This window comes from Parasedimentitalea denitrificans (assembly GCF_011813015.1).
Lineage (GTDB): Bacteria > Pseudomonadota > Alphaproteobacteria > Rhodobacterales > Rhodobacteraceae > Parasedimentitalea > Parasedimentitalea denitrificans.
In genome coordinates this window covers 49,819-73,697 of record NZ_QHLQ01000016.1, presented here as the reverse complement: position 1 = coordinate 73,697, position 23,879 = coordinate 49,819, and the positions used below count along the sequence as shown (strand labels likewise).

The 23,879-nt window shown below is 51.5% G+C and carries 17 protein-coding genes and 2 tRNA genes; 7 read left to right on the top strand and 12 right to left on the bottom strand.

What is annotated here, in order from left to right; translation table 11 throughout:
• Positions 1-118: 118 nt before the first annotated feature.
• From DL239_RS15325 to DL239_RS15315, 3 genes are read right to left on the bottom strand one after another with little or no spacing between them, the layout of a single operon-like run.
• Positions 119-2,146: an McrB family protein gene (locus DL239_RS15325; RefSeq protein WP_206188478.1), complete on the bottom strand. Its 2,028-nt coding sequence runs from the start codon at positions 2,144-2,146 to the stop codon at positions 119-121.
• Between the two features lie 12 nt (positions 2,147-2,158).
• On the bottom strand, positions 2,159-4,087 hold the full coding sequence (locus tag DL239_RS15320) for a coiled-coil domain-containing protein (RefSeq protein WP_167684974.1): 1,929 nt from the start codon (positions 4,085-4,087) through the stop codon (positions 2,159-2,161).
• On the bottom strand, positions 4,059-7,250 hold the full coding sequence (locus DL239_RS15315; protein WP_167684973.1) for an AAA domain-containing protein: 3,192 nt from the start codon (positions 7,248-7,250) through the stop codon (positions 4,059-4,061). Before DL239_RS15315 ends, DL239_RS15320 begins: the two co-directional genes overlap by 29 nt.
• A gap of 272 nt (positions 7,251-7,522) precedes the next feature.
• Between DL239_RS15315 and DL239_RS15310 the strand changes: the two genes are divergently transcribed.
• Positions 7,523-8,221: a GmrSD restriction endonuclease domain-containing protein gene (locus DL239_RS15310; protein ID WP_167684972.1), complete on the top strand. Its 699-nt coding sequence runs from the start codon at positions 7,523-7,525 to the stop codon at positions 8,219-8,221.
• Between the two features lie 80 nt (positions 8,222-8,301).
• On the opposite strand, the gene DL239_RS15305 is transcribed toward DL239_RS15310, so the two are convergent.
• The gene (locus DL239_RS15305; RefSeq protein ID WP_167684971.1) at positions 8,302-8,748 is read right to left on the bottom strand and encodes a hypothetical protein; all 447 of its coding nucleotides are present in this window, start codon (positions 8,746-8,748) and stop codon (positions 8,302-8,304) included.
• 85 nt (positions 8,749-8,833) lie between these two features.
• The gene (locus DL239_RS15300; RefSeq protein ID WP_167684970.1) at positions 8,834-9,214 is read right to left on the bottom strand and encodes a hypothetical protein; all 381 of its coding nucleotides are present in this window, start codon (positions 9,212-9,214) and stop codon (positions 8,834-8,836) included.
• A gap of 650 nt (positions 9,215-9,864) precedes the next feature.
• Between DL239_RS15300 and DL239_RS15295 the strand changes: the two genes are divergently transcribed.
• From DL239_RS15295 to DL239_RS15285, 3 genes are all read left to right on the top strand, one after another.
• Entirely contained in the window at positions 9,865-10,953 is a 1,089-nt protein-coding gene (locus DL239_RS15295) for an SIR2 family protein (RefSeq protein WP_206188477.1), read from the top strand.
• 9 nt (positions 10,954-10,962) lie between these two features.
• On the top strand, positions 10,963-12,705 hold the full coding sequence (locus DL239_RS15290; RefSeq protein ID WP_167684968.1) for an ATP-binding protein: 1,743 nt from the start codon (positions 10,963-10,965) through the stop codon (positions 12,703-12,705).
• A gap of 235 nt (positions 12,706-12,940) precedes the next feature.
• A complete protein-coding gene (locus DL239_RS15285) occupies positions 12,941-13,525 on the top strand; it encodes a poly-gamma-glutamate hydrolase family protein (RefSeq protein ID WP_167684967.1) in 585 nt (194 codons plus the stop codon).
• A 227-nt stretch (positions 13,526-13,752) separates the two neighbouring features.
• On the opposite strand, the gene DL239_RS15280 is transcribed toward DL239_RS15285, so the two are convergent.
• The 7 genes from DL239_RS15280 to DL239_RS15250 form a co-directional block, all read right to left on the bottom strand.
• Positions 13,753-14,289: a DNA-binding protein gene (locus tag DL239_RS15280; protein WP_167684966.1), complete on the bottom strand. Its 537-nt coding sequence runs from the start codon at positions 14,287-14,289 to the stop codon at positions 13,753-13,755.
• Between the two features lie 285 nt (positions 14,290-14,574).
• Positions 14,575-15,942, bottom strand: a complete 1,368-nt coding sequence (locus tag DL239_RS15275) for a site-specific integrase (protein ID WP_167684965.1) — start codon at positions 15,940-15,942, stop codon at positions 14,575-14,577.
• Complete coding sequence (locus DL239_RS15270) at positions 15,929-18,061, bottom strand: site-specific integrase (protein WP_167684964.1); 2,133 nt, start codon at positions 18,059-18,061, stop codon at positions 15,929-15,931. Before DL239_RS15270 ends, DL239_RS15275 begins: the two co-directional genes overlap by 14 nt.
• Before the next feature lie 27 nt (positions 18,062-18,088).
• The gene (locus DL239_RS15265) at positions 18,089-18,313 is read right to left on the bottom strand and encodes a helix-turn-helix domain-containing protein (protein ID WP_167684963.1); all 225 of its coding nucleotides are present in this window, start codon (positions 18,311-18,313) and stop codon (positions 18,089-18,091) included.
• Positions 18,314-18,826: 513 nt separating this feature from the next.
• Positions 18,827-20,923 carry a site-specific integrase gene (locus DL239_RS15260; RefSeq protein WP_167684962.1) on the bottom strand — a complete coding sequence of 699 codons (2,097 nt, stop codon included), beginning with the start codon at positions 20,921-20,923 and terminating at the stop codon, positions 18,827-18,829.
• Between the two features lie 184 nt (positions 20,924-21,107).
• A tRNA-Gln gene (locus tag DL239_RS15255) sits at positions 21,108-21,182 on the bottom strand.
• A gap of 502 nt (positions 21,183-21,684) precedes the next feature.
• Positions 21,685-21,759, bottom strand: a tRNA-Thr gene (locus DL239_RS15250).
• A gap of 206 nt (positions 21,760-21,965) precedes the next feature.
• Here DL239_RS15250 and DL239_RS15245 point away from each other — a divergent pair.
• Genes DL239_RS15245 through DL239_RS15235 form a run of 3 tightly spaced genes read left to right on the top strand, consistent with a single transcriptional unit; the run spans position 21,966 to position 23,878 of the window.
• On the top strand, positions 21,966-22,127 hold the full coding sequence (locus DL239_RS15245) for a hypothetical protein (protein ID WP_167684961.1): 162 nt from the start codon (positions 21,966-21,968) through the stop codon (positions 22,125-22,127).
• A gap of 6 nt (positions 22,128-22,133) precedes the next feature.
• Positions 22,134-23,402 carry a UDP-N-acetylglucosamine 1-carboxyvinyltransferase gene (murA, locus tag DL239_RS15240; RefSeq protein WP_167684960.1) on the top strand — a complete coding sequence of 423 codons (1,269 nt, stop codon included), beginning with the start codon at positions 22,134-22,136 and terminating at the stop codon, positions 23,400-23,402.
• The gene (locus tag DL239_RS15235; RefSeq protein ID WP_167684959.1) at positions 23,402-23,878 is read left to right on the top strand and encodes a DUF2948 family protein; all 477 of its coding nucleotides are present in this window, start codon (positions 23,402-23,404) and stop codon (positions 23,876-23,878) included. Before murA ends, DL239_RS15235 begins: the two co-directional genes overlap by 1 nt.
• The last annotated feature ends 1 nt before the right edge of the window (position 23,879 follow it).

The window sequence follows — 23,879 nt, the reverse complement described above, 5'->3', positions numbered from 1 at the left end:
ACAAATTCTTGGTCTTTCGGAAGTGGTCCAGTGATCTCACTGAGTAAGCTGTCCCCTGGGCCAAACGCTGTCCCCTCATCCAGAAAACGTCCGGCCCAAGGCCGCACAAGGCGAGACATTATCGTGTGACTCCAGTCCAAACAAATTGACCGGTACTTTCTGCGTGTTGCAGTGCCTCGCTGATCGCTTCGGCTAAAACACCGTCACCAAGATCACGCTCAACAAAATTGCGCAGAGCAGAGAACTGAGGTTCCATTACATCTACCTCTACCCCGCGCAATTTTGGAAGCAAACGCATTTCAACCTGATCTGCTAAGGCATTCCGAATAGGATCTGCGCCCTCCAGTTGAGGGTAATTAGCGACATAGGCCATTATTGCGCGGCCCAGGCGATGGCCAAACGGGCTTTTAAAACCTTTCATCAGCTCTACCATCTGAGCCACTTTCTTCGTTACGTCTTGGTCTCTTTCGATATCAGAGATAGGCCGAACCCAGCCGTTCCAGGTGTGCTGTGGCAGAGCTTTCATCTCTGGGAAACTCCCTTCGGCTTTTCCACTTTTGATGCTTTTGGGGGCCGCAAACCGCAGAATGTTAGCCCGATCGACCACCTTATCCGATAGCGATTGGGTGCTTTCATCCTCATTCATAGTGCCCGCAAAGAGCAAGTTGTAGCCAGGGAAAATCCGTGGTGATCTTTCCAGCTTTGGAATTTCCAGTTCGATCTCAGCGTCCTTACGTTGGTTGAAATCGCCAACCAAATCTAAATGCGGTCGGCTTTCAAGGCGACTAAGAAAGTCAGAGAAATAGTACTCGACGCGGGCCAAGTTCATCTCGTCCAGCAAAATCATCATCATTCGGTCAGAAACGGCTTCGCTATTGTTGAGAGGATCAAGCGACCATAGAGCTCTTGCCATGTCCGTCGGACGGAACCGCCCTTCAATGTAGTTATAAAAGCCCATCAAGTCCTGCGGGCTGTCCCACCGCGGCTGTACCGGAACCTGAAGAAAACCGATGCCCATACCTGCCGCATATTGGCGAGGCAGCTGGCTCTTCCCGGTTCCCGAAATGCCCGCAAGAACTGCCATTTGGGTGCTCTCGTTCACCTTCATAGCTGTATGAAAGGCGCGCAAAATACGCTGCGGATAATCCAAGCCACTCGCCTTGAACCGGTTCTCAACGTTTTTGAGCGCTTCGGCTTCGGAAATCTGGCTGTGCTCAACCCATTTTTCAAGTTCCAGAATAACCGGGGGTTTCTCTTTAAGTTCCTTCAGCGGATCGACACCAGTAGAGGTGTTGGATGATCCCGAGGCCTGGCCTTCTTTGCGGGCGATCTCTTCTACCAAAACCGCAAGTCGAGCTTCCAGCATACCGCGTTTTTCTTCCAATGCGGAGACTTCACCTTTTTGCCGCCTGACCTCGCTATCTTGGGAGGCAATATCGGCAGTGACCTTTGACAATTGAACTTGCGATTGAGCCAACGCCTCGCGCTCGGCAGTAACACGCGCATCGACCTCCCCAATTTCGCTTTCTTTTTGAGAAATTCGCCCTTGCAGTAATGCAAGTTTAGTTTCCAACTCGGTTGCCTGCGACTGAAGCTCTACAACCCGTAGTTCTGCGTCTTGTAGGCGTCGCCCCTCGTCACGTAGCTGTCCGACGATGGCGTCAAGTTCTTCTTTTTCCTTCGTTAGCGCCGCTGTTTGGTGAACAAGTTGCTCGGCCCTTTCAAGCCGTTCCTGAACCGTCAGGTACTCTTGCCGCTTCTCAGACAATTCAGCTTCCAATGACTGGCGTTCAACCATGGCCGCTTCCATGTCCTCCCGTACCGTTGTCACTTCCTGGCGCTTTTCTTCAAGCGTGGCCCATTCCGTCAACAGGTTTTCTCGCTGTCGTACCAGTGCATCAACTTCAACCTGAACATCCGCGATAGTTGCAATGTTCTGTCGCCGCTTTTCAAGTTCTTCCTCAAGATCGACCAGCAGGTCCTTTTTTTGCGCGAGGCGAGCATCATAAGTAGCAAGTTCCTCAATCGGCCCTGCAGCAGCCACTGCTTTGTCATGTTTCATTGCGAGCATGAATTGGACAACCGCAAGCAAGGCCAAAGCTGCACCAATTACAAAAACGACCATCGTCGTATCTATCGTAGGCATCTATTTAGTTCCTTATTTGCTGGTCGTAGGCGGTTGAGGCGGTACGGTGTCAGCGGGTGTATCAACCGGTTGAACCAGGGGCAGGTTGGCAATCCCGATCTGTTCGATGAGATCGCCATACTGATCCTTCAAACTGTCTATTTGCCGTTGAAGCGAGTCTCTCTCTCTTCTGGCACGACCCTGAAGTTCGGCTTGTTGCTCATTCTTTGCCTCAGCTGTTTGTTTTGCGGTCAGGGCATCAGCCGCTTCATCCGTTAGATTGGCAATCCTCTGTTCCAATTCGCCTTTGCGACCAGCGAGTGCGGTTACCGAAACCTTCGTCGATTGAAGGTCAGAAACGGTGAGATCAAGTTCAGCGCGCACCTGCGTCAGCTCTCTTCTTCTTTCGGAAATCATAGGAACAAGGCTATCGCGCTCTGTTTTTAGCGCTGCAAGGCTGCTTTCAGTTACCGTATTTTCCTTTATCCTTGCCTGTATGACTGCAATTTCCGTTACAAGGTTTTGCAGCTCAGTAGATTTTACCGAGATCTCACCTTCAAGCCGACTTCTTTCAAGTTTTGCGGCCCCATTTTCTGATTTCAGTGCCGCCAACATCTCTTGCATTTCTTCATGTTCTTGCTGCGTAGTAGCCAGGTTAACGCTTGCCTGTTTTGCCTCGAACTCCAGCGCATTAACCCGCTGGAGCAACTCACCTTCACGTGCGGCCAATCCAGCGAGCGTTTCTCGCGACGCCTGTAGGTCGGGCTCAAGCTGTTCTAATTCTTCTTTCGCGATTGCAACGTCCTGTCGTAATTTTTCAAGCGCCGGTGAAAGAACTTCACGTTCTGTCTTCATTTCCAGGAGGTCATGGCTGAGCATAGCAAGTTCTTTCTGTCTCACTTGCCCGGCTTGGATCTCGGCGTTCAGACGGTCGCTTACGATCCTTAATTCAGCCACTTCCTCCGTTACACTGATGAGTTCTGCCTTTAGGCTGCTGCGCTCTAAACGCAGTTGTTCGACTGCAGCTTCAGCACGCGCTTGTTCTTGCATTGCCGCACTGTTGTCTGCCGAGGCTCGTGTCGCTTGTTCGGTTAAGTTTTCCAGTTGCGTCTGTCGCTGACCCAATTCTGCGGTAGCGGAGCCCAGCAAGCCTTTTGCATGTCCCAGCTGTTCACGAACCTGACCAAGTTCTACTTCCGAACTTGAAAGAAGAACTGACAACCGCTCTAATTCGTCTTCCCCGTTTTCCGTCCCTTGCCGAGCCTGTTCGATCCGCTTTTCAAGATCTGCGGCCTCTACTGTCAGTCTGCGGATTTGCTCGGAAATTGACGCTTTTTCGATACGTTGAGCATCAAGCCCTACAACATCTCTGGACAGCTTTTCACGTTGGTTGCGCAGATCGCTGATCCGCGTTGTTAAATTCTGCAGATCATCCCGCAATTGCTCTACTTCACCAGTAGCATTAGATTTTTGGCTTTCCAGTCCAGAAACATCGTTGCTCAGTGCATTTTGTTGGCGCTTCAATTCTATTAACGAGCCTTCGAGGCTGGAAATGTCTCTTTGCATTTGATTGCCCTGAGCAATCACGTTTTGAGCACCATCAAGGCGGTTTTTTAAGGATAAAATCGTCTCATCGAAGCCATTTGCCGCTTCCTGCGCCTGATTGACTGCAGTTTCGGCTGCGATTTTTTGGGCTTCCAGTTCTGCCAAACGCAGCTCAGATGCAGCCTTTTCACGTCTCAGAAAAGCAAGGTCACTCCGCAAAGCACTCTGATTTTCACGGAGATCTGAAACCTGTTGAGTGTAATAGCCAATATCCTCAGCAATTCGGCCATAAGACTCATCAAGTCCTTTGATCTGGTAGCCAAGATAGACGACACTTGCGATCGCAGTGCCAGCAAGAAGCCCAGCAGTTAGCTTGTAGCCGCTCGGTTTACGCGAGTTCTTGTTCGACGAGGTCAAGACATGCCTCCATATTTTGAGAAAGTTCATCCACCCAGAAACGGCGTACACGCCATCCGAGGGCTTCCATTTGTTTGTCTCGCCACAAGTCTGAAGACTTGCGCCGTCCATCTGCAGTTTGGTGCCAACGCCGCCCGTCGACTTCCAGATCCATTTTCACGCCGTTTTCGCCAAACAATGCAAAATCAAGCCGACGTCCCGCAATCTCATGTTGTGGCTTCGGTTTTAGGCCTCGGTCAAGTAGGGCGTAATACACCCGGCGCTCCCACTCACTGTCAAAGTGACCTTCCCCGACGGGCTTGCGTGGTTCGGTCGCGAAAGCTGCCAAACGGACAAGTGACGAAACTTTTCCAGAGCGAGCAAAAGAGAGATCGCCAAACACATGGGCCACAGCGCGCGCCCGCGAAATAGCAACATTCAAGCGCCGTGAATCTTTTTGCACAAAAGTGGTGGCTGTCTGTGCACTGGAATTGCCAATGCATGGTGAAAAGAGAATGAGATCCCGTTCCTGTCCTTGAAACCCGTCTACTGTAGCTGCCCGAAAATCCGCTTTGGATAATAGGCTTGGGTTCAATCGGCCGCGCACGGATTGGTCGATCTCAAGAGCTTGTGCCCGAAAGGGTGAAATTACGCCGATGGTGCCTTCGTAGCTTTGCTCTTCAAGCAACCGAACCATTTCAGCAACAATGGCATTTCGTTCCGCACTGTTAACATTACCCTTTTCGCCCACTGATGGGCAGGGCACATCCGTCCAAGCCAATCCGGGTTTACCCCCATTTGGCACTTTCTGCGACGTTGGGTCCTGAGCAACCTGCAATTTGTTCTCATAGAATTCGCGGCTTATGTACTCAACGATTGGGCCGGCCGAGCGAAATTGCTGCCTCAATGTGACCCGAGGAATATCAGGCACCTTCAGAGCAAAATCAAAAAGGGACTGCCGACTTTGAGCGTAGCGGCTCATATTGATGATTGGGAGCCCCTGGGATTGCATAAGGTTTCTGTCGCGTTCCAGGCCAAGCTGCGGAATAAATGAAAGTTGCTGATTATCGCCAACAACAACAGCTCTCTTCGCACGTGCCAACAGTGGCAAAGCTGAGGCAATATCGCATTGGCTTGCTTCGTCAAAAATCACAAGATCAAACAACCCGTCATCCAACGGGATACGTTTTGGTGTACCGAGAACAGAAGCAAGCCACAAAGGCCGGTGTCGAACAACTCTCTGAGCCAAGGCAGATGGAATAAGAGCTTTTTGCCCTTGGAAGTCCAGATCATCCTTCTCTTGAGCGACTTCAAGGCGCTGAACCTCACTCAAAGACACCCGATCAGCCATAACTGCAGGCATTAAAGTACGCGTCAGTTTTTCAATTTCCTCTGACAGCTCAATCGGGTTGTGCTCTGTATTCAAACCAGCCTTGGCCTGCCGAAGTTGAGCCAAGAGTTTATTCAGAACAGGCAGTGGTAGGCCCTGCAAAGGCTCAGGCCTACTGTTGGTTTCAGTCTCGGCCTGCGGCAACAGTCCAGAAATTTTGAACCATCCTATCATCCTATTCCAAAATGATTTTTTGGGAAGGGATATAAGTGGTCCTTCAACTACCGGACTGCCTGTCGACATCTGTGTCAGAGGGTGGCGCTGACGCGCTTCGATGCGCTCCAATACATCCGCGATCTCACATTCAATAGCAGCGCTTTTATCAAGGTCACCCAACACCGCGCCGCGCTGATCGGCCAATTTGGCAAGGGTATTAAGCATTTCAATGTCTGGAGGTAAGTTTGTATTCCCCAAGGCGCTCGATACAAGATCCTTCAACACATCCTTGAAGGACATGTCGTGATCTGTGGCAGGATCAAGTGTGCGCACCAAGAACGGCACATCAGATGCAATCCCACCAAGACGATCTTTTACTGCATCAAGAGCCTGATGGTTTTTTGAAGCAACAAGAACGCTTCCGCCTTGCATGAGAACCGATGCCGCTATCGACACAATGGCTTGACTTTTTCCGGTGCCGGGAGGACCCGTAACCACTGACAAAGGGGCCGAGCAGGCATGTGCTATGGCTTTGAGTTGTTCACGGTTAGCGGTGCCGAGATTGATCGCCGGAACGGTCACGTCCTCGAGGTCAGGAGTTATTCCCAAGACAGTAGCTAACGCTGTTCTTGCAAGGCGCTCCGAAGGCCAATTAGCTAATTGATCCAAATCGCGAGAGGCACCTGCGGTAAAGGTCGAGTCCGATGGCAGGAACAAACCCATCATGTCATAGATGCCCTGAGAGGTGACGTTCAGTTGGCTTCCGAGCGTTTCACCTGTCACCCGACCTTTAAACTGGCCAGATGCAGCTTCCCTCAACCGAAGTAGTAGATCGTCTGCTTTCAGCCCGACTCCTTCTTCAGCGGTGAAAACGTCTCGTAATTCGTTCTTGCTCCACCCTGCGTCCCTGGCTGCGCCTTGAATCCAATCAGGGTTTACCAGGACATCGTCGGTTTCGACTCGGATCAACAAGTGAGTTTCAGTTCTTCGCCAATTCCCTGACAATAGCCCAATTGGCCAAACAACCGGAGTTCCAACGCGTCGCCCGACTGCCAAGGGCCATCCAACGGCTAAGGCATTTTCATTGCCCTCCCGACGCAGCAAAGCTTGCCTAAAATCCGAGTTAAGGCCATCGAGCTCTATCGAGATTTCAACAGAATTATTGTCGCCCGGCGATACTGGACCGTTTCCTGCAACAAGGTGCCAATCGACACCATGCAAGTCGTCTCTCGCAGTCGTGGCTCCGCGTGGATCTGCCCTCAGAGCTGACCGCCAATACCTCAGCAGTGCCTGGGGATCCACAGATGCAGAAGATGGCTCGTCAGTAATATGGGGACTATCAGAATTTGCAAAAATCTCAAAACCAGCTCGCGCTGCAACTAAAACATGGTCATCAGTGTTTGGTTGGACTTTTCCCCGGTCTGCACCCAGCTTTACGCCTGCGTCAACATATGTTCGTGTCGGGCGCCATAACCCATCACGACCTTTTACAATGCGGCCCGCCCCTGTCAGCTCATCAAGTTCATTCAGTACGGAAATCCGCCTGGCATGGTCGAACCCTGCACCTAACAGAATACACAGTTGCTCTGTGCTGCGCCCCTTTGGAAACGCATCTATAGTACGAAGAACTACTGACATTTTTCTTCAAAGAACAAATCTTGGCTCCCCGATCTAAAAGCCAAGTCCGAACTGGCATTGGCTTTCTCCCACCATATAGCGGGCTCCACAAAACTCTACTACAGGTGGATGTGTCGCGCCGTCCAGTCGCCAATTAGGTAATATTTATCATTCTATTCATGTGGGCATTTGACACATGGTATTTCGGTTGCGCAGCCCCTCGTTTCGAAGCATTCTGTGTCATCTGATTGATGGGTTACAACAATGAATACACTTTATGACGGTAGCCCCAATTGATCTTTCAATCCCTGAATGTTTTGCTCTTCGCCGCTCTCACGTTATCTCCTTCGCTGGTTACCGCCAGCGGGAACTTTGCGATGGTGGCAAAGTCCGAAATCTACCGCAAATCCCCGTCTCTACTCAAAAATTTTCTTATCCACGGCAACCTACACAGCGTCGCAGAAAGTCTGTTATCTGCCAAGGATCCTCTGAACAGCTTCGAGATCAAAAAGCCTTCATATGACAGGGGATCATTCGGAAAATGGACGGACGCTGACAAGGATTGCCTGAATACACGCCACGAGATTCTAAAAGAACTTTCAACTGCCGTGACGAACCGCGACGCTGCCGGCTGCAAAATCGTGTCCGGCCGCTGGCTCGATCCTTATACAGATCGCAGCTTCTATAATTCTCGGGAACTTCATGTCGATCATCTCGTACCCTTGGCATACGCTTGGGCGCGTGGCGCCCACAGCTGGGATCGGAAAACTCGCATTCACTTCTATAATGATCCGACCAACCTCTTTGCAGTTCACGCGGCTACAAATCTAAAAAAGGGATCCAAAGGGCCGACCGAGTGGCTGCCACCCAACCAGGCATTTCAATGTCAATATGTGCTTCGCTTCAAACGAGTTGTACTCAAATACAAACTGCTCCTGAACAGCTCAGAAAGCCAACGCCTCGAGGATATTCAAGCAGAGGTCTGTCGGTAACAGGCCAACGGTTCAATATTTATCGGAGACATCCGGCACCCCATGCGCCAGAAGAAGCAGGCGCATGGGAAACATAGACATTAAACAGAAGTGGACCCGAGATCGGTACAACCATTATAAAGCTGCTTGATCGCTCGATCCGCGGCGACACGATCCATCACAGCCTGCCGGGCTGTTCGAAAAGACAGGTATTTGAAGATGAGTTGCCTGACTTCTTTTGTTTGCTCATCTTCATTGAAGATGGCTTCTCCGGTGCGTCCATTCATTGCCAGTTCGCAGAATTTCGGATTGATGCTGTTAAGCCAGTGGGCAAGCTCGCTTTCGAGATGGTCGAACGACGCGTCATCCAGCTGATTGAACACGTCACCTGCAACCAATCGACCAATGGTTTCCGTTGTCTGTTCCACCGTTCCGGCTGCATCAGCGAGCTTGGGGTAGCCCTTCCAATCATAAGCAAACTGCCGCCCAGCACGAATTACCATTGCCGCTTGCCCTTCGATTGACGTTTCAATGGGATAGAGATTCATAGAATTACTCCTGAAATATGGTCCAGACTTCGTGTCAGGACCTCAAGACCCCGGACCAGCAATGTTGGTTCCGGGGGGGCTCGCTTTAGACTGCGGTATATAAGTCATTGATTGGCAGCTCGTGCTCTGCGTCGGTCTGTGTAAGTATCCCGAGCAACCCATCCGAGAGAAAACAAATCTCTTCGATTGCAGGGTCAGTAGGGTCGATGTCAGCGAAAAATCCGCATTCCTCTCGCTCCTGATCAGCCACATTTTGCAATGTCAGAAGGTCGTGCAGAGCGCCCATTTCGCGCTTCAGGCGTCGTTTTAGAGCCGTTCCCGAACGTAGATCATCGAGAAGCTCATGAGTGCGGTTCAGGGCCTTAGGGCCACCGAGCAACAGCGAGGCATTTTGCACCGCTTCCAAATTGCTTTGCATGAAACGATTTGCGGCACGTAGATCGGCGTTTTGACGATTATGGAACATCTGAGATGTCTCCTTTTTTGGCGCTGCCCGAGTGACAGCTCAAGAGGGCATCCTCCTTTCTCTCGTTGTTATTATTCGACTTGGCCGATTTGATTTTCCGACCGATCTCGTCAAAAAGATCGCGTCGGAAATCATACGCGCCATGTTGCTTCTCTAATCATCTGAAGCCTGGTCATGCAGTGGCGAAGTCGACTTGGTTAAGACTGCTTGTTTTGGGGAGCGGCGGGGTTCGGCGGTTAGCGGAACAGACGGAAATGGTTAAGAAAGGCCAGAGAACACCCCGTGGGGATGGTATCGGCACTATCTTAACCGGATACAGAATCTACAGCATTTACGGCGGTGAAGAGCAAAGAGTCTCCGTCTATAACGGCAAACGTTGCTGCTGATGTTGTTGACCTAATCACCATTTTCAGGGCCAAAAAAAGAAATTCACCATTGGATTTTCTCTGAGCCCATTGTGATCAATGCTACTGGTGCTGAAAAGGGTAACGAAAGGCGGAGAGCAGACATTCGCTGCCGTCTGCATGAAAGTTGGCTAAGGGCAGAAAGTCCAGACTGCATGTTTCCACTTCCAAAACGTTTCATTCGACGTTTTAGAGGATTCAATCAACCTGAAGGTGAAGAAAAGCCACCAATTCGCTTCCCTTTTTTTGAGTATTGAATACAGTTATGGAGTTCTGGCTAAATCTGATTTGATTATGAGGAATTACCTTCACGTGACGGAAGAGCAAATTGCCAAGATCGCCCAATCTTGTTTTCAAGGTTGCCCCACAATCGTCCTTGGCAGCGGAGCATCAATGCCCCACGGGCTTCCCAGCATGGGTGAGCTGAGCACTTACCTCGGCGAGAATATGAAGACCGACGGTGAGGCTGAAGGTGAAGCGTGGTTGCTGGTAGAGGAAGCGCTGGCGGTCGGCGATCACCTCGAGGCGGCTTTGGAAGGCAAAACACTGCCTGCATCGCTGCTGTCAAAAATTGTAGGTCTAACTTGGCGTTGCGTGAACGATAAAGACAGGCGGCTTTTGGAAGCAGCCGCCCACGATGGTGATTTCGCTTTGGGCAGACTATTGGCCAACATGTTCAGCAGTACTCATAGCGAGGTGCATGTGGTCACGACAAATTATGACCGCGTTGCCGAGTTTGCCTGCAACTCCAAGAACGTGTTATTTCAGACTGGCTTTGCGCCGGGTTACATTCAGATGTGGGAAAGTACGGGCCGCGTAAAACTGATACACGGGACCAAGGCCGCCCGCGTCGTTAAGATTTGGAAGATCCACGGGTCTCTTGATTGGTTCCGCACCGCGGATGATAGGACTATAGGGCTACCAGTGTTCGAGCTGCCGTCCAAAGACCATTACACGCCGCTTATAGTAACGCCGGGGTTAAACAAATACGAAAAGACCTATGAGGACCCGTTTCGAACAACCATCAACGGAGCCGATGCTGCACTAAAGAACGCTTCTGCCTTCCTTTGTGTGGGTTTTGGTTTTCGAGACCAGCACATCCACCCCAAACTCATCGAGCGATGCCGGGAGCGAAACGTTCCAACAGTGGTGCTGGCCCGAACGCTGACGGACGAAGCGAAAGACTTCCTGAAAAACAAGGCGGGTACGAACTACTTGGGAATCGAACGATCTGGAACCGGCAGCAGAGTTTACTCGCCTACCTGTCCGGAAGGCACCGATGTCACGACACCAGATCTTTGGTCGCTCGACGGCTTCAACAACTTAGTCCTTTAGGTAATGCAAATGTCCATTTTCAACTTCACCGACACAGAATCCCTTGGCAGCGTCATTTCAGTCGATACCGCTGCGGTCACTATTCGCGTCGATGATCTGGATCGGCTCAAGCGTCTCCAGGTCAACCGGCTGGTGGTTCTCCAAAGCAGTAAGCCCGGTCAGCACCTAATAGGTATTGTCGTAAAGATTACCCGGAAGCCAGACACGCGTGAACTGGATGAGGCCGAGCTTGGCGACGAAGATCTTGTTCCGAACGAAAACAACTTGGTGAAAGTCACCCTCATTGGCACACTGCTCGACCGGGTCGGCACTGATCAGAACGTGTTTCGCCGTACTCTTGAGACCGTTCCGGAAATCGACGCAAACTGTTTTTCGCTGGATGGCGAGCGGCTTACCAAATTCATGCAAGTCATTTCCGACGTAAAAACAGACGGTCCAAAGCTATCCCTTGGTCATTTCACTTTGGATGACGAAGCTATCGCCTACCTCAATGGGAACAAGCTCTTTCAGCGCCACGCCGTAATAGTTGGCAGTACGGGCTCTGGGAAGTCTTGGACTACAGCAAGGTTGCTCGATCAGATTGCCGAGTTGCCGCAAGCGAATGCCGTCTTGTTCGACATCCATGGCGAATATCGCCCGCTAAAAAGCGAAGCTTTCAGGCACCTTCGGATCGCCGGACCATCAGACATCGAACATAATCGTGGTTTGGCTGATGGAGTCCTTCACCTGCCGTACTGGCTGCTGGGCTATGAAGCCTTGCTGTCGTTGTTTGTCGACCGCAGTGACCAGAATGCTCCGAACCAATCAATGATCATGACCCGTGCCATCGTTGACGCTAAAAAGAGCTCTCTTGACCCAGTCGAGCACAAAGAGGTCCTGGAAAATTTTACGATCGACAGCCCGGTACCCTTCGATATCAACACCGTTCTCAAGAAGCTTAAGGACCTGGACGAGGAGATGGTCCCAGGAGCAAGGGCCGATAAGCAGGGCCCATATCATGGCAAGCTCAGCCGGTTAATTGGTCGTCTGGAAGCCAAGAGGCATGACCGCCGTCTGGCTTTCCTGTTCCAGCCTCCACCTGAATGTATGGATATGGCTTGGCTTGAACGGATGGTCCACGCCATCTCTGCGGGTCGTGGTGCACAAGACAACAACGAAGGTGGCATCAAAATCATCGACTTTTCAGAGGTACCATCTGACGTGTTACCACTGATGGTGAGCCTATTGGCTCAAATCATCTTCTCAACCAGCCTTTGGACGAAATCCGACAAGCGCCATCCAATCGCAATTATGTGTGACGAGGCCCACCTGTACATCCCGGAACGCATGCAGGCGGACAGTTCTGACGCCGTTGCTGTTGAGATATTTGAACGGATCGCCAAAGAGGGTCGAAAGTACGGAATTGGCCTTGTTGTGATCAGCCAGCGGCCATCAGAAGTAAATCGAACTGTACTCAGCCAGTGTAATAATGTGGTAGCAATGCGCCTGACCAACAGCGACGATCAAAGCGTCATCAAGCGGCTCTTACCTGATAGCCTTGGAAGCTTCGGTGACTTGCTGCCCGTTCTGGATATTGGCGAGGCACTCGTCGTTGGTGATGCCAGCTTGCTGCCAACGCGAATTCGGATCGCTGAGCCAAAGATGAAACCAGATAGCCAAACAGTCGCCTTCTGGGATCGTTGGAATGAAGATACTCCAATATCTGATACCCAAGTTTCTATTAGTTCTTGGCGCAAGCAAAGCTCGTCTTGACCTGGCGCAGATTGCGTAAACGCAAAGTACTATCAACGGTTAGCATTGGGCACTTCCTGAATGACAGTAGAGTTTTATTGTTCCCGTTGCACCGTTCAATGTGGACGGCAGAAACGTCCGGCAAAGCCGCGGTCGTGGTAATGTCCAGCTTACTCGACGCAAGCCAAAAGGGCCGACATCACCTGGGTGTTTGTGATAGGTTGACGCATTCTTTCATTTCCCGGAAAAATACTTAATGGCCGACCGTTTCCAATCCTTCAAAGAACTTGCCGCCCGCGCGCAGCTCGACACCGACTACCGCATTCGAGCCTTGGACCGTGGCTCAGAAGTAGTGATCCTTGCGCCACACGGCGGATGGATCGAGCCCATGACATCCGAGATAGCTGATGCCATCGCAGGCTCTGACTTCTCGTTTTACGCCTTCGAGGCTCTAAGGAATGGGCCTCACGGCGATTTTCACATTACTTCACATCGTTTTGACGAACCTATGGCGGTTGAACTTGTCGGCAGGTCTCGGACCGCTATTGCAATCCATGGACGGGGAAATGAGGGACCTGACGCGGTGTGGCTGGGTGGTCGCGCCACCCTTCTGCGCGACGCTGTCGGAGCTTCGCTCCGCAACGCCGGCTTTGAGGCTGAGCTCAACAAAAAACTTCCAGGCCTGGACAAGGCAAACATATGTAATCGGACGCGCTCCGGCGAGGGTGTGCAGCTCGAGCTTCCACGACGGCTGCGGAATCTGTTAGCGACGGATCCCGACCTTTTACAGTCCTTCTGCGAAACTGTTCGAAATTCGGTTCTACCATCATCCGCCTTCTGAGCATCCTGTAAACGGCGCGTCGACGGATGTCCCCTTTGATGGGCCGAAGAGCCGTTTCACAGGAAGGCCATCAACGGCAACTCAGGACCGAGCGTTACCGGAGAGTTCCACCGGATCGGTGAGAAATATTCTGAGACGCCATTGCCAAGGGACCGCGGTGTTTCATGAGTGGTAACCCCTTCTAAAATTTCGAAAATGAGGCTTATATCCCTAAGCAGTTTGAAACCCTACGGAGTGACGGCGATTGAATCCTTTAGAGCTCTGACAATAACAGCTCGCTCAGCGAGGCGAACTTCAGCCTTTTCAAATTCATGCCTCAGCTCGGAGTTTTTACGCTCCAACTTAGCGACCAGATTTTCGGCTATCTCAGCACGAAGCTGCCAATCTTCCATTTCGAGTTCGACTTCGGACACAAGCTTTTCGATTTCAAGGACACGCGTCTGAGCTCTCTCTTTTTCACCTTCTGCGACACGAACCAGCGGACGAAATTCACGTGACGCACATTCGTATGCAAGCGGCCACAGCTCAGAAAGTTTATGTTCAAGTTCTGCCGGCATTGCAGGCGCTTTGAGATCACGATCACGCCGTTCCTGCAGGCGATCTATGGCATGTCTGTATGCAGGCAACACGTCACGATTTGAGCCGCCTGTGATTTCGCGTACCTTCGCAATGGAGGGGCTGATGCCTTGCTCTTCAAGTTGTAAGATGGCTGTCTCTGCAAGAGCGATATAGTCTTTCTTCAACAAGTTAGAAGCAGTTGCCATTGTGGTACTCCATTTTCTGGATGGTAACGGCATTACCAGCGTTACCATCGGACTGATGTCTATACAAATGAAGTGAGATAATTTTCGGAAATCAGGAACATGGTTTGATTGCCGTTTTCTGACTATGCCCGGCCCACCTTTGAAGGAGCGTTGTCTTTCGCACTCCTCGTGCCGATGGGCTATTGGCCGCCCATGTACCTACTGATCAACAAGGACCACTTTAATAGCGCAACTCATACCTACGTGCCATTTTCTGCTGCAATCCCACATCTACAAGCCAAATTGTCATAGTTTCAGTTCCTCATCTCCATTTTGCTTGCTTCCAACAAAGTCCGCGAGGTCTTTGGCCGCGCGGCTACCCGTAGAGTGGTCATAATGACGCTCCATAGTTTCCTGTGACTTGTGTCCGAGCACTCCAGCCCCGATCATGGCACCGTTCTCCAACTCTTCGGACGCATCAGTGGCGACATTGTCCCGGAACCGGTGGATTGTGATACGAACACCAAATCGTTTTTTGGTAGCATTGCCTACAATTTGGCCAATTCGACCGCTGGCTAACCGCTGGCCAACTGCATTCTTGGAAGGGAATAAACAATTCCCTCCATCGAATATCGGCCGATAATCTGACCTGTACTCCACAAGAACCTCCCACAGCTTCGGATTCTCGAAGACCTTAGTATATCCCGAACGGTGCTTTGCCGTTTGTCTTCGTTTCAGGGCGCTCCCAGGAAGGGAAACCCTAACAAGCGGAAATTCGAGAAGACAGATGGTCGTATCAAATTTCAGGTGAGAAAGCGCACGTGCGCGCTCTGGTAACGCGATACCGATGATATGCAGCAGGCCGTTTCTGAAGAGAATTGCAGCGCTCAGGTTTCGCACTGGCATCTTGCGCGCCATTTCGATCTGATCAAACCCAAAATCGTAAATCGCTTTTGCCGACACGAGCTGATTACCTGACTTGGTTTTGGGAGCCGATTTTTTTGCTCGTTCTTTCCATTCATCGCGCACGAATAAGCAGGCTTGTGACGAAAATCCGGGTTGCAACACCACTGCAAATCCCGAGATGATCCTATCCAAGTAATTGCCAACTGTGCCTGGAGTCACGTCACTGTCCACCAAGTAGCTGGCATAAGCGTCAAAAGCTTGCCCAGTAGGCGTCAAGGAGCTCCCTTCAATGCCGCACCACTGAGCCCACCGGGCAAGTGCTCTAACAACACTGTGGAAATAATCTGGACTCCAAACCGCATGTTTAGGCTTACCTGGCGTCCATCCGTTACTCGTCTTGAAACAGGCAAACATCGGCTGATGCCATTCCCTGGGCAAGGTTGGAATAGCACCTTCCACCCTTTCCCATTTCGTTACCGCCGGGGCCTTTTCCGAAACTCTGAATTCCCTAAGAACCCTGCCGAAATGGGCTGTCTCCTCCGCCCCCCAGATGTGAGCTGCACCAATCTGAAGGTAGCCAAATTCAGTGCTGGCGGACTGGTGCCCGATTTCATCAGATCGCCTTTCCAGGATTTCTCTCAAACGCTTCGGAGATGGCGCATTCCCACTTTCGATTTCAGTCGCAAGTGCTTGTCGAAGCGCGCACATAATGCTCGAAACATTTTTTTGGTATTTCCCCTCTGAAAGGGCGCGCTCAACCTGTTCCATTTTTCTTTTTGTCTTTCTTTTCGTCTTTAGCGTTGAGGAAGTCATTCCAATGCTGAAGTGAGATTTCCTCGTCGATTTCAGCGTAGTAATCGAGAGTCGTCTCCAGCGACTTATGGCCCAGAATTTTCTGCACATCTGGCAATCGACTGGTGTCATCGCGAAGCCACATCCATCCAATAAGATGCCGATAAAGATGCGGATTGATTTTGACACCCACAACTTCGTGGACCCGTTTGCAGAGCCGCTTAAGAAGGTTCGCGTTGTAATGGTTCGGAACAAAGACACCTCCCGGCTGACGAGGAAAGAGATACGGGTTTTTCTCATCGCCGGGCATCAGCGCTTTTTCCCTGAGTTCGTCGATATAGAGCCGCAGTAGTCGGCTTTGACGTTCTCCCAGTGGTATTACCAGATCCAGATCACTGTTGTCCCGGTGCTTCACCAGAGCACTTGGCACGACAATACGTGCCTTGTCCTGCCTCCACCCGATCCAGCTCAATTCAATCGCCAGCAGATTTTCGGACCGAGGAGCACGTGCCAGCATGATGTCATGAGCAACCGCAACCATCACGTCTCGGACCATCTGATCATCAAAAACATCTTTGCGGGCAGGAAGCCGTCCGGTTTCTTTCTTCACTGCTATGCGCTTACGATCGACTTCATGATTTAGGTCTCGAACAACCGCATCTGACACGGAAAGAAACCGGTCGATGCGCTTACTGGTAAACTCCTGAAGTTTGGCCTTGTTTCGCGGGGCAATTCCAGTTCGACCCGTCTGATATGCATCAATGAGATTCGCGATTTCCTCCACTTCTTCAGCATCGCGTACAACAAAATCGCGAGCGATTTTCACAAGAGCCTTGAGAATTCCAGGGACGTATTCGCTTCCAAATTCATCTGCGTCCTGTGCGCCTTCCAGAGAAATTGCAATTGCTTCAACAACTTCAGGATCGGTCAGTTCGTAAATATTTGTAATTTGAAAACCGCTATTCGCAAAAAGCGCCTTGGAACACGCAACGATATAGCCGCGCCGCACACCAAGTGTCCGTTGCGACCAGATTTGGTTTCCGACAAGAAACCCACGGTTCGTAAATTTGGCCTTCCGTTTTTTAGTATCAGATTTCCGTTTTTCGGTTACCTGGCGGGTGAACATGGCAAGCTTTGCTTTTTTTAAGTCGGCTTGGGCAATGCCTTTCGCATCCTCCTCGTCGAGTTCGCGAACAAAGGCCTCACGGCTGAGGCCGTCTCGCGACACTTTCCCAGTCACCCAAGGCGTCACCTTTTCATCAAATTCTTTGAGAAGAGGGGCGACGATCCCGTCATCGACACCAAACTTGTCACGCCGGTCTCCAAACGGATGCGCCACGCTCCGGAACCCAAGGGATTGGAACTGAACATCAGCATTCAGTTTGCCCAGAAGCGCAGTCATACGCTTTACGTGTTTACAACATTGCCGCGCTCCTTTCGGAGAAACGGCAAGGCGGTATTCGTAATACCGAGTCAATACATCTGTGGAAATTTCCTGAGGTTGGATGTCGTTCTCGTGTAAGAAAACTAAAAATGAGCCGCATGCGTTTTTAAGGTCCAAAGGATAGTTGCTATCCCGTATCTGTCCATGCAGGTCGAAATATAGACCTTCGATGTCATTGATGCCACGCGGGCGCATCGGAGGCTCAACTTCGCCTATCGCAGCCAGGACTTCACTCTTGTAGGTTGAAAAACTCCCCACACTCAGATCGAATGTTGCGGCGGTCGACCCTTCGAATAACTCGATGACTTCGCGACGACACACGGGCTTGGTTTGTTTCACCCAGCCGGTCTTGCGCAGAAGCCATTTTAGGCGACGCACAAGCCGCGGGGCTCGTGCATCACCAGATTTTGCCTTCCCTTCCAGCGCTACGAAAAGCTCTGCGTAGGTCTGGGGGTCATTTGTTTCAGAAACCTCCAATTTCTGACCGATGGCTTGCGAAAGTCTGGACAGAGTTTGGCACGTCGGTCTCTTACTGGAGCCATTGAGGATATCGGATACAGCTTTTGCTCCAAGCCCCGCTCTGAGCGAGAGGGATCTCATGGACTCGCTTGTGTCAGTCAAATAGCATTTCAATGCATCAATATGAGTCATGTCGTGGGCTCTCTGGTTGTCTGAATGTTAGAGATCGAATTCCGGCTTCTCATCGTCGGGCCGGATTCGATGTTCGAACAAAAGCAACCACTCATCTTTAATGTCCCAGGACCGACCAAGTTTGGTGGCTCTAAGCCGGACTGTGCCACCAGCTGTCGGGCAGCCCTTGGTGATCCAATCTCTAATTGTGCGCGGATTGCGCCCGAAGATGTCAGCAATCTCCAGAACAGAGTAGTATTTGGGGGTCTTCATTTTAGTCCTTCCTATTTGTGTAGGAAGGACGTGGGGCGGGTTTTCAGACGGCAAAAAAATGGTTTGTTTTCTTTTTTGGAAACCAATGAAAGAACGGCAGCCCAGCGAGAGGGCCGTCGTTTTCGTCAGGCAAAAAAGTGATTAGGCAAGCGCCTGCAGGTGCTCGAAAGCCGCTCGTTTAAGAGCGCCGTTCGGTAGGCTTAATGACGCATCAGTGCGCCAGAGCGACGTTCAGCTTTCAATCTGAATGTTAGAATGTCGTCTTCTGGCTCAAAAGAGGCACCCCAAGAATGGCTGCATTCCACAGACCCGGCATTTCCGCTGGCCTGGCGCCGTTCATGTTGCTGCGCATGCCTTTGAGAGGTCCGGCGAGGTAGGCTGGACCAAGTATTGCGATGTAGTCGATGACATACCGCACCACTCAGCACGTTGGGCTCGAAGCGGACCAACACAGTATGAGGACATGCCCTTCCTAACGGCCCCGCAAGCTCGGCTGGGCGTCGCAATGGACTATTATTGTGCTTCTGCTGCCGGGGAGCCCTCTGAAACATAAGCCAGCGTCAGAAGGCTTTCTATGGCTTGCCTACATTGTGGGATGCGCGGCAATAACAGCGAGTGCGTCTCACCTATTTCACGTAGCCTAATGGCGGTCTTTTTGGGTGTCCAACAGGTTCCATTCGCCGACAGAGATGCCTTTTGCAGTTTCCTCGAGACAGAGACCCTGATTAGAACCTTCCCGGTGTTTTGAGAAATGACTCGCACCACGCTTGCAGTTTCATCTTCACTAAGTTCGACCTCGACCTTTGCAACTGGCTTGGCGACAAGGTCGCAACTTGCGATGATCGGATAACCATGCTGTTCTGAATATGAGATCGTCAATTTTAGATCGAACTTTTCGAGGTCGGATTTCAATGTCAATACATTTTGCCGAGTGTAGGACCTGTTGAGTATTGTCCCACCGCTATGACCAGCAATTGCCTGACGGCGGCTCTCAGAAACGCCTGCATCGTCGAGTGCGCTGCTCAATGTCTTACGCAATGCATAGAAGTCCTCGTTCCAATCCGCGACCTCAAGGTGGCGGTACAACGTTTTAAGGCGCTTTCCAAAATTTCCGGAAATGGCAGCAATGTCTGCGCCCGCCGCAGGTTCGGGAAAGAGCAGGAGTTGTTCAGCAGGTAAGGAATGCACCCACTCGGCGAAGCCCAAATCGAGAAGAAGCTGCGGCAAAGGAATAGTTCTTTTGGAATCGCTGTTCTTTACGCGGTGTTCCGACGTAATTCCAAGCATGACGCTCAACACGCCGTTGCGAACGACCATATCGGTTTTCTTCAGCTGAAGAACCTCAAGAATTCTTGTGCCGAGTGTCATAACAATAAGCGGAACCCAATAGCTTGCGTCTCGAACAATCACCTCCCCCGACGTCCATCGACGATGCTTTGAAGCGCATCCCGTGTAGACCGGTGACAGCAGCAGTTTCTGAAGTCGTTCATTTGTCCAGACTTCCCGTTCTTTGTTCTTTTCCTTTCGAATGAACAGTGGATCAGATTTCTGGCCGCTTTCCTTACTGATATGCGCCTCCATTTTGGCCTGGCTCAGAAAACGGGTTTGCCCCTTGTACCGAAGGTTCTCCTCTGCATTGCGGATGATACTGTGAAGGCGATTTAGATGATGCTTGACCGTCGTCATCGTAAGCCTCGCCACCAGAACCTCAGCAAGACGAGCACGTTTTTCAGGCAAGGAGAGTAGATCATTGGATTCAATCGCAGCGCGGTGCCCCATATCTTCCAGATCCGCCCATTCAATCTCTTCTCGCTTTGAAGCTTTTTTCCGATCATGAACATAGCGATTGTTGCCATGTTTCTTGCCATGGACTGCTGGGATTTGTTGAATGAACCACATCAGCTTTTTCACTTTGTCCGAGTTTAAGGTGCTGAGGGGAATGTCCCCAAAAAATTCAAGAGCGATGCTACCTGTGGCCGAAAATTTTCTCTCCATGTCCCTCGATGTCGCGTGCTCCATTGCGCTACTAATTGCAGCTGAAATCCTGACTTCCCCGGCGACGAAGCGATCGAAGTTCTCTCTTTCGTCTGCGGTGAGAAGACTTGCTGCGGCGACCCGGATGTCTTCACCATCAAGTGCTTCTATTTCTGCCTTGTTGATCTGACGCTTCAGGGAGGTCGCTCGACGACCAAGATCAGAAGGGGCGAGTGATGGAACGCCCACCGAGATTTCATGGCCCGCCGTCTCCAACAAAGTCTGCGCCTGTGTCCAGTCCCGCTGGCGCATGGTCTGCCTTAAGAAACGGTTTTCTTCCTTTAGGGTTTCAATCCGCCCGTCGATTTCACAATCTGAAAGGCCGCGATCAGCGGACTGCTCATCGAGAATCCGTTTTAGAGCTTGGCGCAGCATCTCATTCAAGAGAGCCTGCGCATCTTCTGTCGATATTTCTTTACGTTCCAGGGCGTCCACGATTTCCGGTTCCTTTTGCTCGTAGACCGAGAGGAGCTTTCCGGCTCGCATCACGGCGTCGAACGGGAGATCTGTCCGTAAAGAAAGACGCAGAAATCGGTTTGGTTCCCCCTCGAAAAAAATTCGGGGAAATCGTTTCATGAAGTAGAAAATTCGACCTCGACGCACGAGGTAGGGGCCTGCGCGGTGACGGGCCCGCCGCTTTGAGCGGCTCCGGATTGGTGTGCTATGTATCTCACTCTGTATCCCATCTACAGAAGACTGGGATACACAGCAGTTCAAAGGGGCTAAAAGACCCTTATTTTGCTTGCTTTTGAGAGAAAACTGGCTGGGGTGGTAGGATTCGAACCTACGATCTTCAGTACCAAAAACTGTTGCCTTACCACTTGGCCACACCCCATCAGTGAGCGGCTGTCTAATGTTACTTGCTGGCGCGCGCAAGAGGGTGTTGGGAAAAAATATCTCTTTTTTCTTCCTTTTAGTTACTCAGCCTCTGGCGGGCGATTACGAGTAAGAATGTCGTTGAAAGATCACCTCTTCGATGACCTCTCGACGCGAGGCATTTGTTTGTCTTCCGGACAGTGAAGTATTCAATCGATCCCGTATGTTCTTCAGGTTGTTTTATGCTGGACTGCTTGAGGAAATGAGGGTGCAATCGTGGGGCGTTGGTCTGCTGGAAGCTCTCATGGGTTCGCCCACATCTCAGCGGTTTCGATGAATCTGATGTGCTCTCTGAGCAGGTTGTCGTATTTGACGGCAGGAATGCTGATGTAAGACCACATACGCGAATCGCCTCACATTGGCGTGCGGCCCAAAATTGAAACCAGTCGACAGGGCAAATAGACATAAACCACGCGGTTAGGTGCGGTGTATGCTTGTTGTCAGAATGCATCGAAGAAGAATGGTGCTGTGAGGGAGGATTGAACTCCCGACCTCACCCTTACCAAGGGTGTGCTCTACCACTGAGCTACCACAGCGCACTGTTTTCCAGATGGTACTTGGCAGCTTGCGGGCTCTGGAAAAACCCTGATCGTTAAGTTGCTCAAGCGTTGGTGCTGATGCTTTGCAGAAAATCAAAGTCTTCTGTGTCGCTGCAGCGCCGGTGAGGGGGCTTTTAGGGGCAATCGCAAAACTGTGCAAGGGCAATCTGGACGCTTTTTTCAGACTAAGTTACACAGGGTTTATGGCAGATAAGAAAATACCCAAAAGCAACGGCAAATCCGCTGCACGCGAAGACCGGCTAAAGGCCGCGTTGAAGGCTAATATGGCGCGGCGTAAGTCGCAGGCTAAGGCGCGTGCAAGCACTAGCGTTGATGGCAAACAGACAGGCAAGTCAGAAGGATAACGGCAGATGGACAGTATTTTGGTAACCGGTGGCGGTGAACTGAGCGGTCAAATCCCAATCGCAGGGGCTAAAAACGCTTGTTTGACACTGATGCCGGCCACATTGCTGAGCGATGAACCGCTGACGTTGACCAATGCGCCTCGGCTGAGCGACATCAAAACTATGACCGAGTTGCTGCAGTCGCTTGGGGCTGAAGTTACATCGTTGCAAGATGGAAAAGTGCTGGCGATGTCCAGCCACAACATTAGCAACCATACCGCTGACTATGACATCGTGCGAAAAATGCGAGCATCGATTCTGGTTCTGGGCCCAATGCTGGCGCGCGACGGCCATGCAGTGGTATCTCTGCCCGGTGGGTGTGCCATTGGTGCGCGACCAGTTGATCTGCACCTTAAAGCGCTTGAGGCGCTGGGGGCTGAGCTTGAGCTGAAAGACGGTTACGTACACGCCAAGGCGCCAGGTGGGCTAAAGGGCGGCACCGTAGACTTCCCCTTGGTTTCTGTAGGGGCGACTGAAAATGTGCTGATGGCGGCAACTTTGGCCAAGGGTACAACTGTTATCAACAACGCCGCACGCGAGCCTGAGATCGTGGATCTGGCGGATTGCCTGCGCAGGATGGGCGCCCAGATCGACGGTGACGGCACGCCAACGATCACCGTTCAAGGTGTTGACCGTCTTCACGGTGCGACTCACCCTGTGGTCACCGATAGAATCGAGCTGGGCACATATATGCTGGCGCCGGCGATTTGTGGTGGAGAAGTGGAATTGCTTGGCGGGCGGCTCGATCTGGTCTCTTCGTTTTGCGAGAAACTGGACGCAGCTGGGATTTCGGTTGAAGAGACCGACAAAGGCTTGAAGGTTGCGCGTAAAAGCGGCCGTGTCCGAGCCGTGGACGTTGTGACAGAGCCTTTCCCAGGTTTTCCGACGGATTTGCAGGCTCAGATGATGGCATTGTTGTGCACCGCCGATGGGACTTCAGTTCTTGAAGAGAAGATTTTCGAGAATCGTTTCATGCATGCGCCGGAACTGATTCGCATGGGCGCACAGATTGACGTGCACGGCGGAACAGCCACCGTGACTGGCGTTGACCGGTTAAAGGGTGCGCCGGTGATGGCGACTGATTTGCGCGCTTCAGTGTCGCTGATTCTGGCAGGTTTGGCAGCCGAAGGCGAAACACTGGTGAACAGAGTCTATCATCTGGATCGTGGGTATGAGCATGTGGTGGGCAAATTGTCGTCTGTTGGTGCTAAAATTGAACGACTCAAGGGGCAGTAATGGTCGACGCAACATTTGAAGAAGGTGGCGAAGCGCCGTTGAACCTTGGCGCCTTGTCGAGTGAAGACCTGCAAGTCATATCATCCCTGACGCAGGATGCGGTATTTCCGGTAACCGAGATGCGGTGGCAGGCAAAGCAATTTCGCTTTGCCTTGCTGCTGAACCGTTTTCGTTGGGAAGACAGCGACACCGCCAAGACCCGTGGGCGCGCTTATGAGCGGGTGCAATCGCTATTGGTCATCGACAATGTGTTGTCGGTGGCCTCGCAGGGGGTCGATCGCGGTGACCGTGATGTGATCCTTTCGTTGCTCGAAGTAAGTTTTGAGCCAGGAGAAGACGGTGCAGGTCATGTATTGCTGACCCTAGCCGGTGACGGTGTGCTGCGTCTGTCGGTAGAGGCGCTTGAGATTTCTCTGCGAGATGTCACCCGCCCATATCAGGCACCTTCTGGCAAGGCTCCGGGGCACGGCGACTAGC

Coding starts and splice junctions, on each gene's coding strand:
- DL239_RS15325 (WP_206188478.1), bottom strand. CDS start 2,146: ATGCCTACGATAGATACGACGATGGTCGTTTTTGTAATTGGTGCAGCT.
- DL239_RS15315 (WP_167684973.1), bottom strand. CDS start 7,250: ATGTCAGTAGTTCTTCGTACTATAGATGCGTTTCCAAAGGGGCGCAGC.
- DL239_RS15305 (WP_167684971.1), bottom strand. CDS start 8,748: ATGAATCTCTATCCCATTGAAACGTCAATCGAAGGGCAAGCGGCAATG.
- DL239_RS15300 (WP_167684970.1), bottom strand. CDS start 9,214: ATGTTCCATAATCGTCAAAACGCCGATCTACGTGCCGCAAATCGTTTC.
- DL239_RS15290 (WP_167684968.1), top strand. CDS start 10,963: ATGTCCATTTTCAACTTCACCGACACAGAATCCCTTGGCAGCGTCATT.
- DL239_RS15285 (WP_167684967.1), top strand. CDS start 12,941: ATGGCCGACCGTTTCCAATCCTTCAAAGAACTTGCCGCCCGCGCGCAG.
- DL239_RS15280 (WP_167684966.1), bottom strand. CDS start 14,289: ATGGCAACTGCTTCTAACTTGTTGAAGAAAGACTATATCGCTCTTGCA.
- DL239_RS15275 (WP_167684965.1), bottom strand. CDS start 15,942: ATGGAACAGGTTGAGCGCGCCCTTTCAGAGGGGAAATACCAAAAAAAT.
- DL239_RS15270 (WP_167684964.1), bottom strand. CDS start 18,061: ATGACTCATATTGATGCATTGAAATGCTATTTGACTGACACAAGCGAG.
- DL239_RS15265 (WP_167684963.1), bottom strand. CDS start 18,313: ATGAAGACCCCCAAATACTACTCTGTTCTGGAGATTGCTGACATCTTC.
- DL239_RS15260 (WP_167684962.1), bottom strand. CDS start 20,923: ATGAAACGATTTCCCCGAATTTTTTTCGAGGGGGAACCAAACCGATTT.
- DL239_RS15245 (WP_167684961.1), top strand. CDS start 21,966: ATGGCAGATAAGAAAATACCCAAAAGCAACGGCAAATCCGCTGCACGC.
- murA (WP_167684960.1), top strand. CDS start 22,134: ATGGACAGTATTTTGGTAACCGGTGGCGGTGAACTGAGCGGTCAAATC.
- DL239_RS15235 (WP_167684959.1), top strand. CDS start 23,402: ATGGTCGACGCAACATTTGAAGAAGGTGGCGAAGCGCCGTTGAACCTT.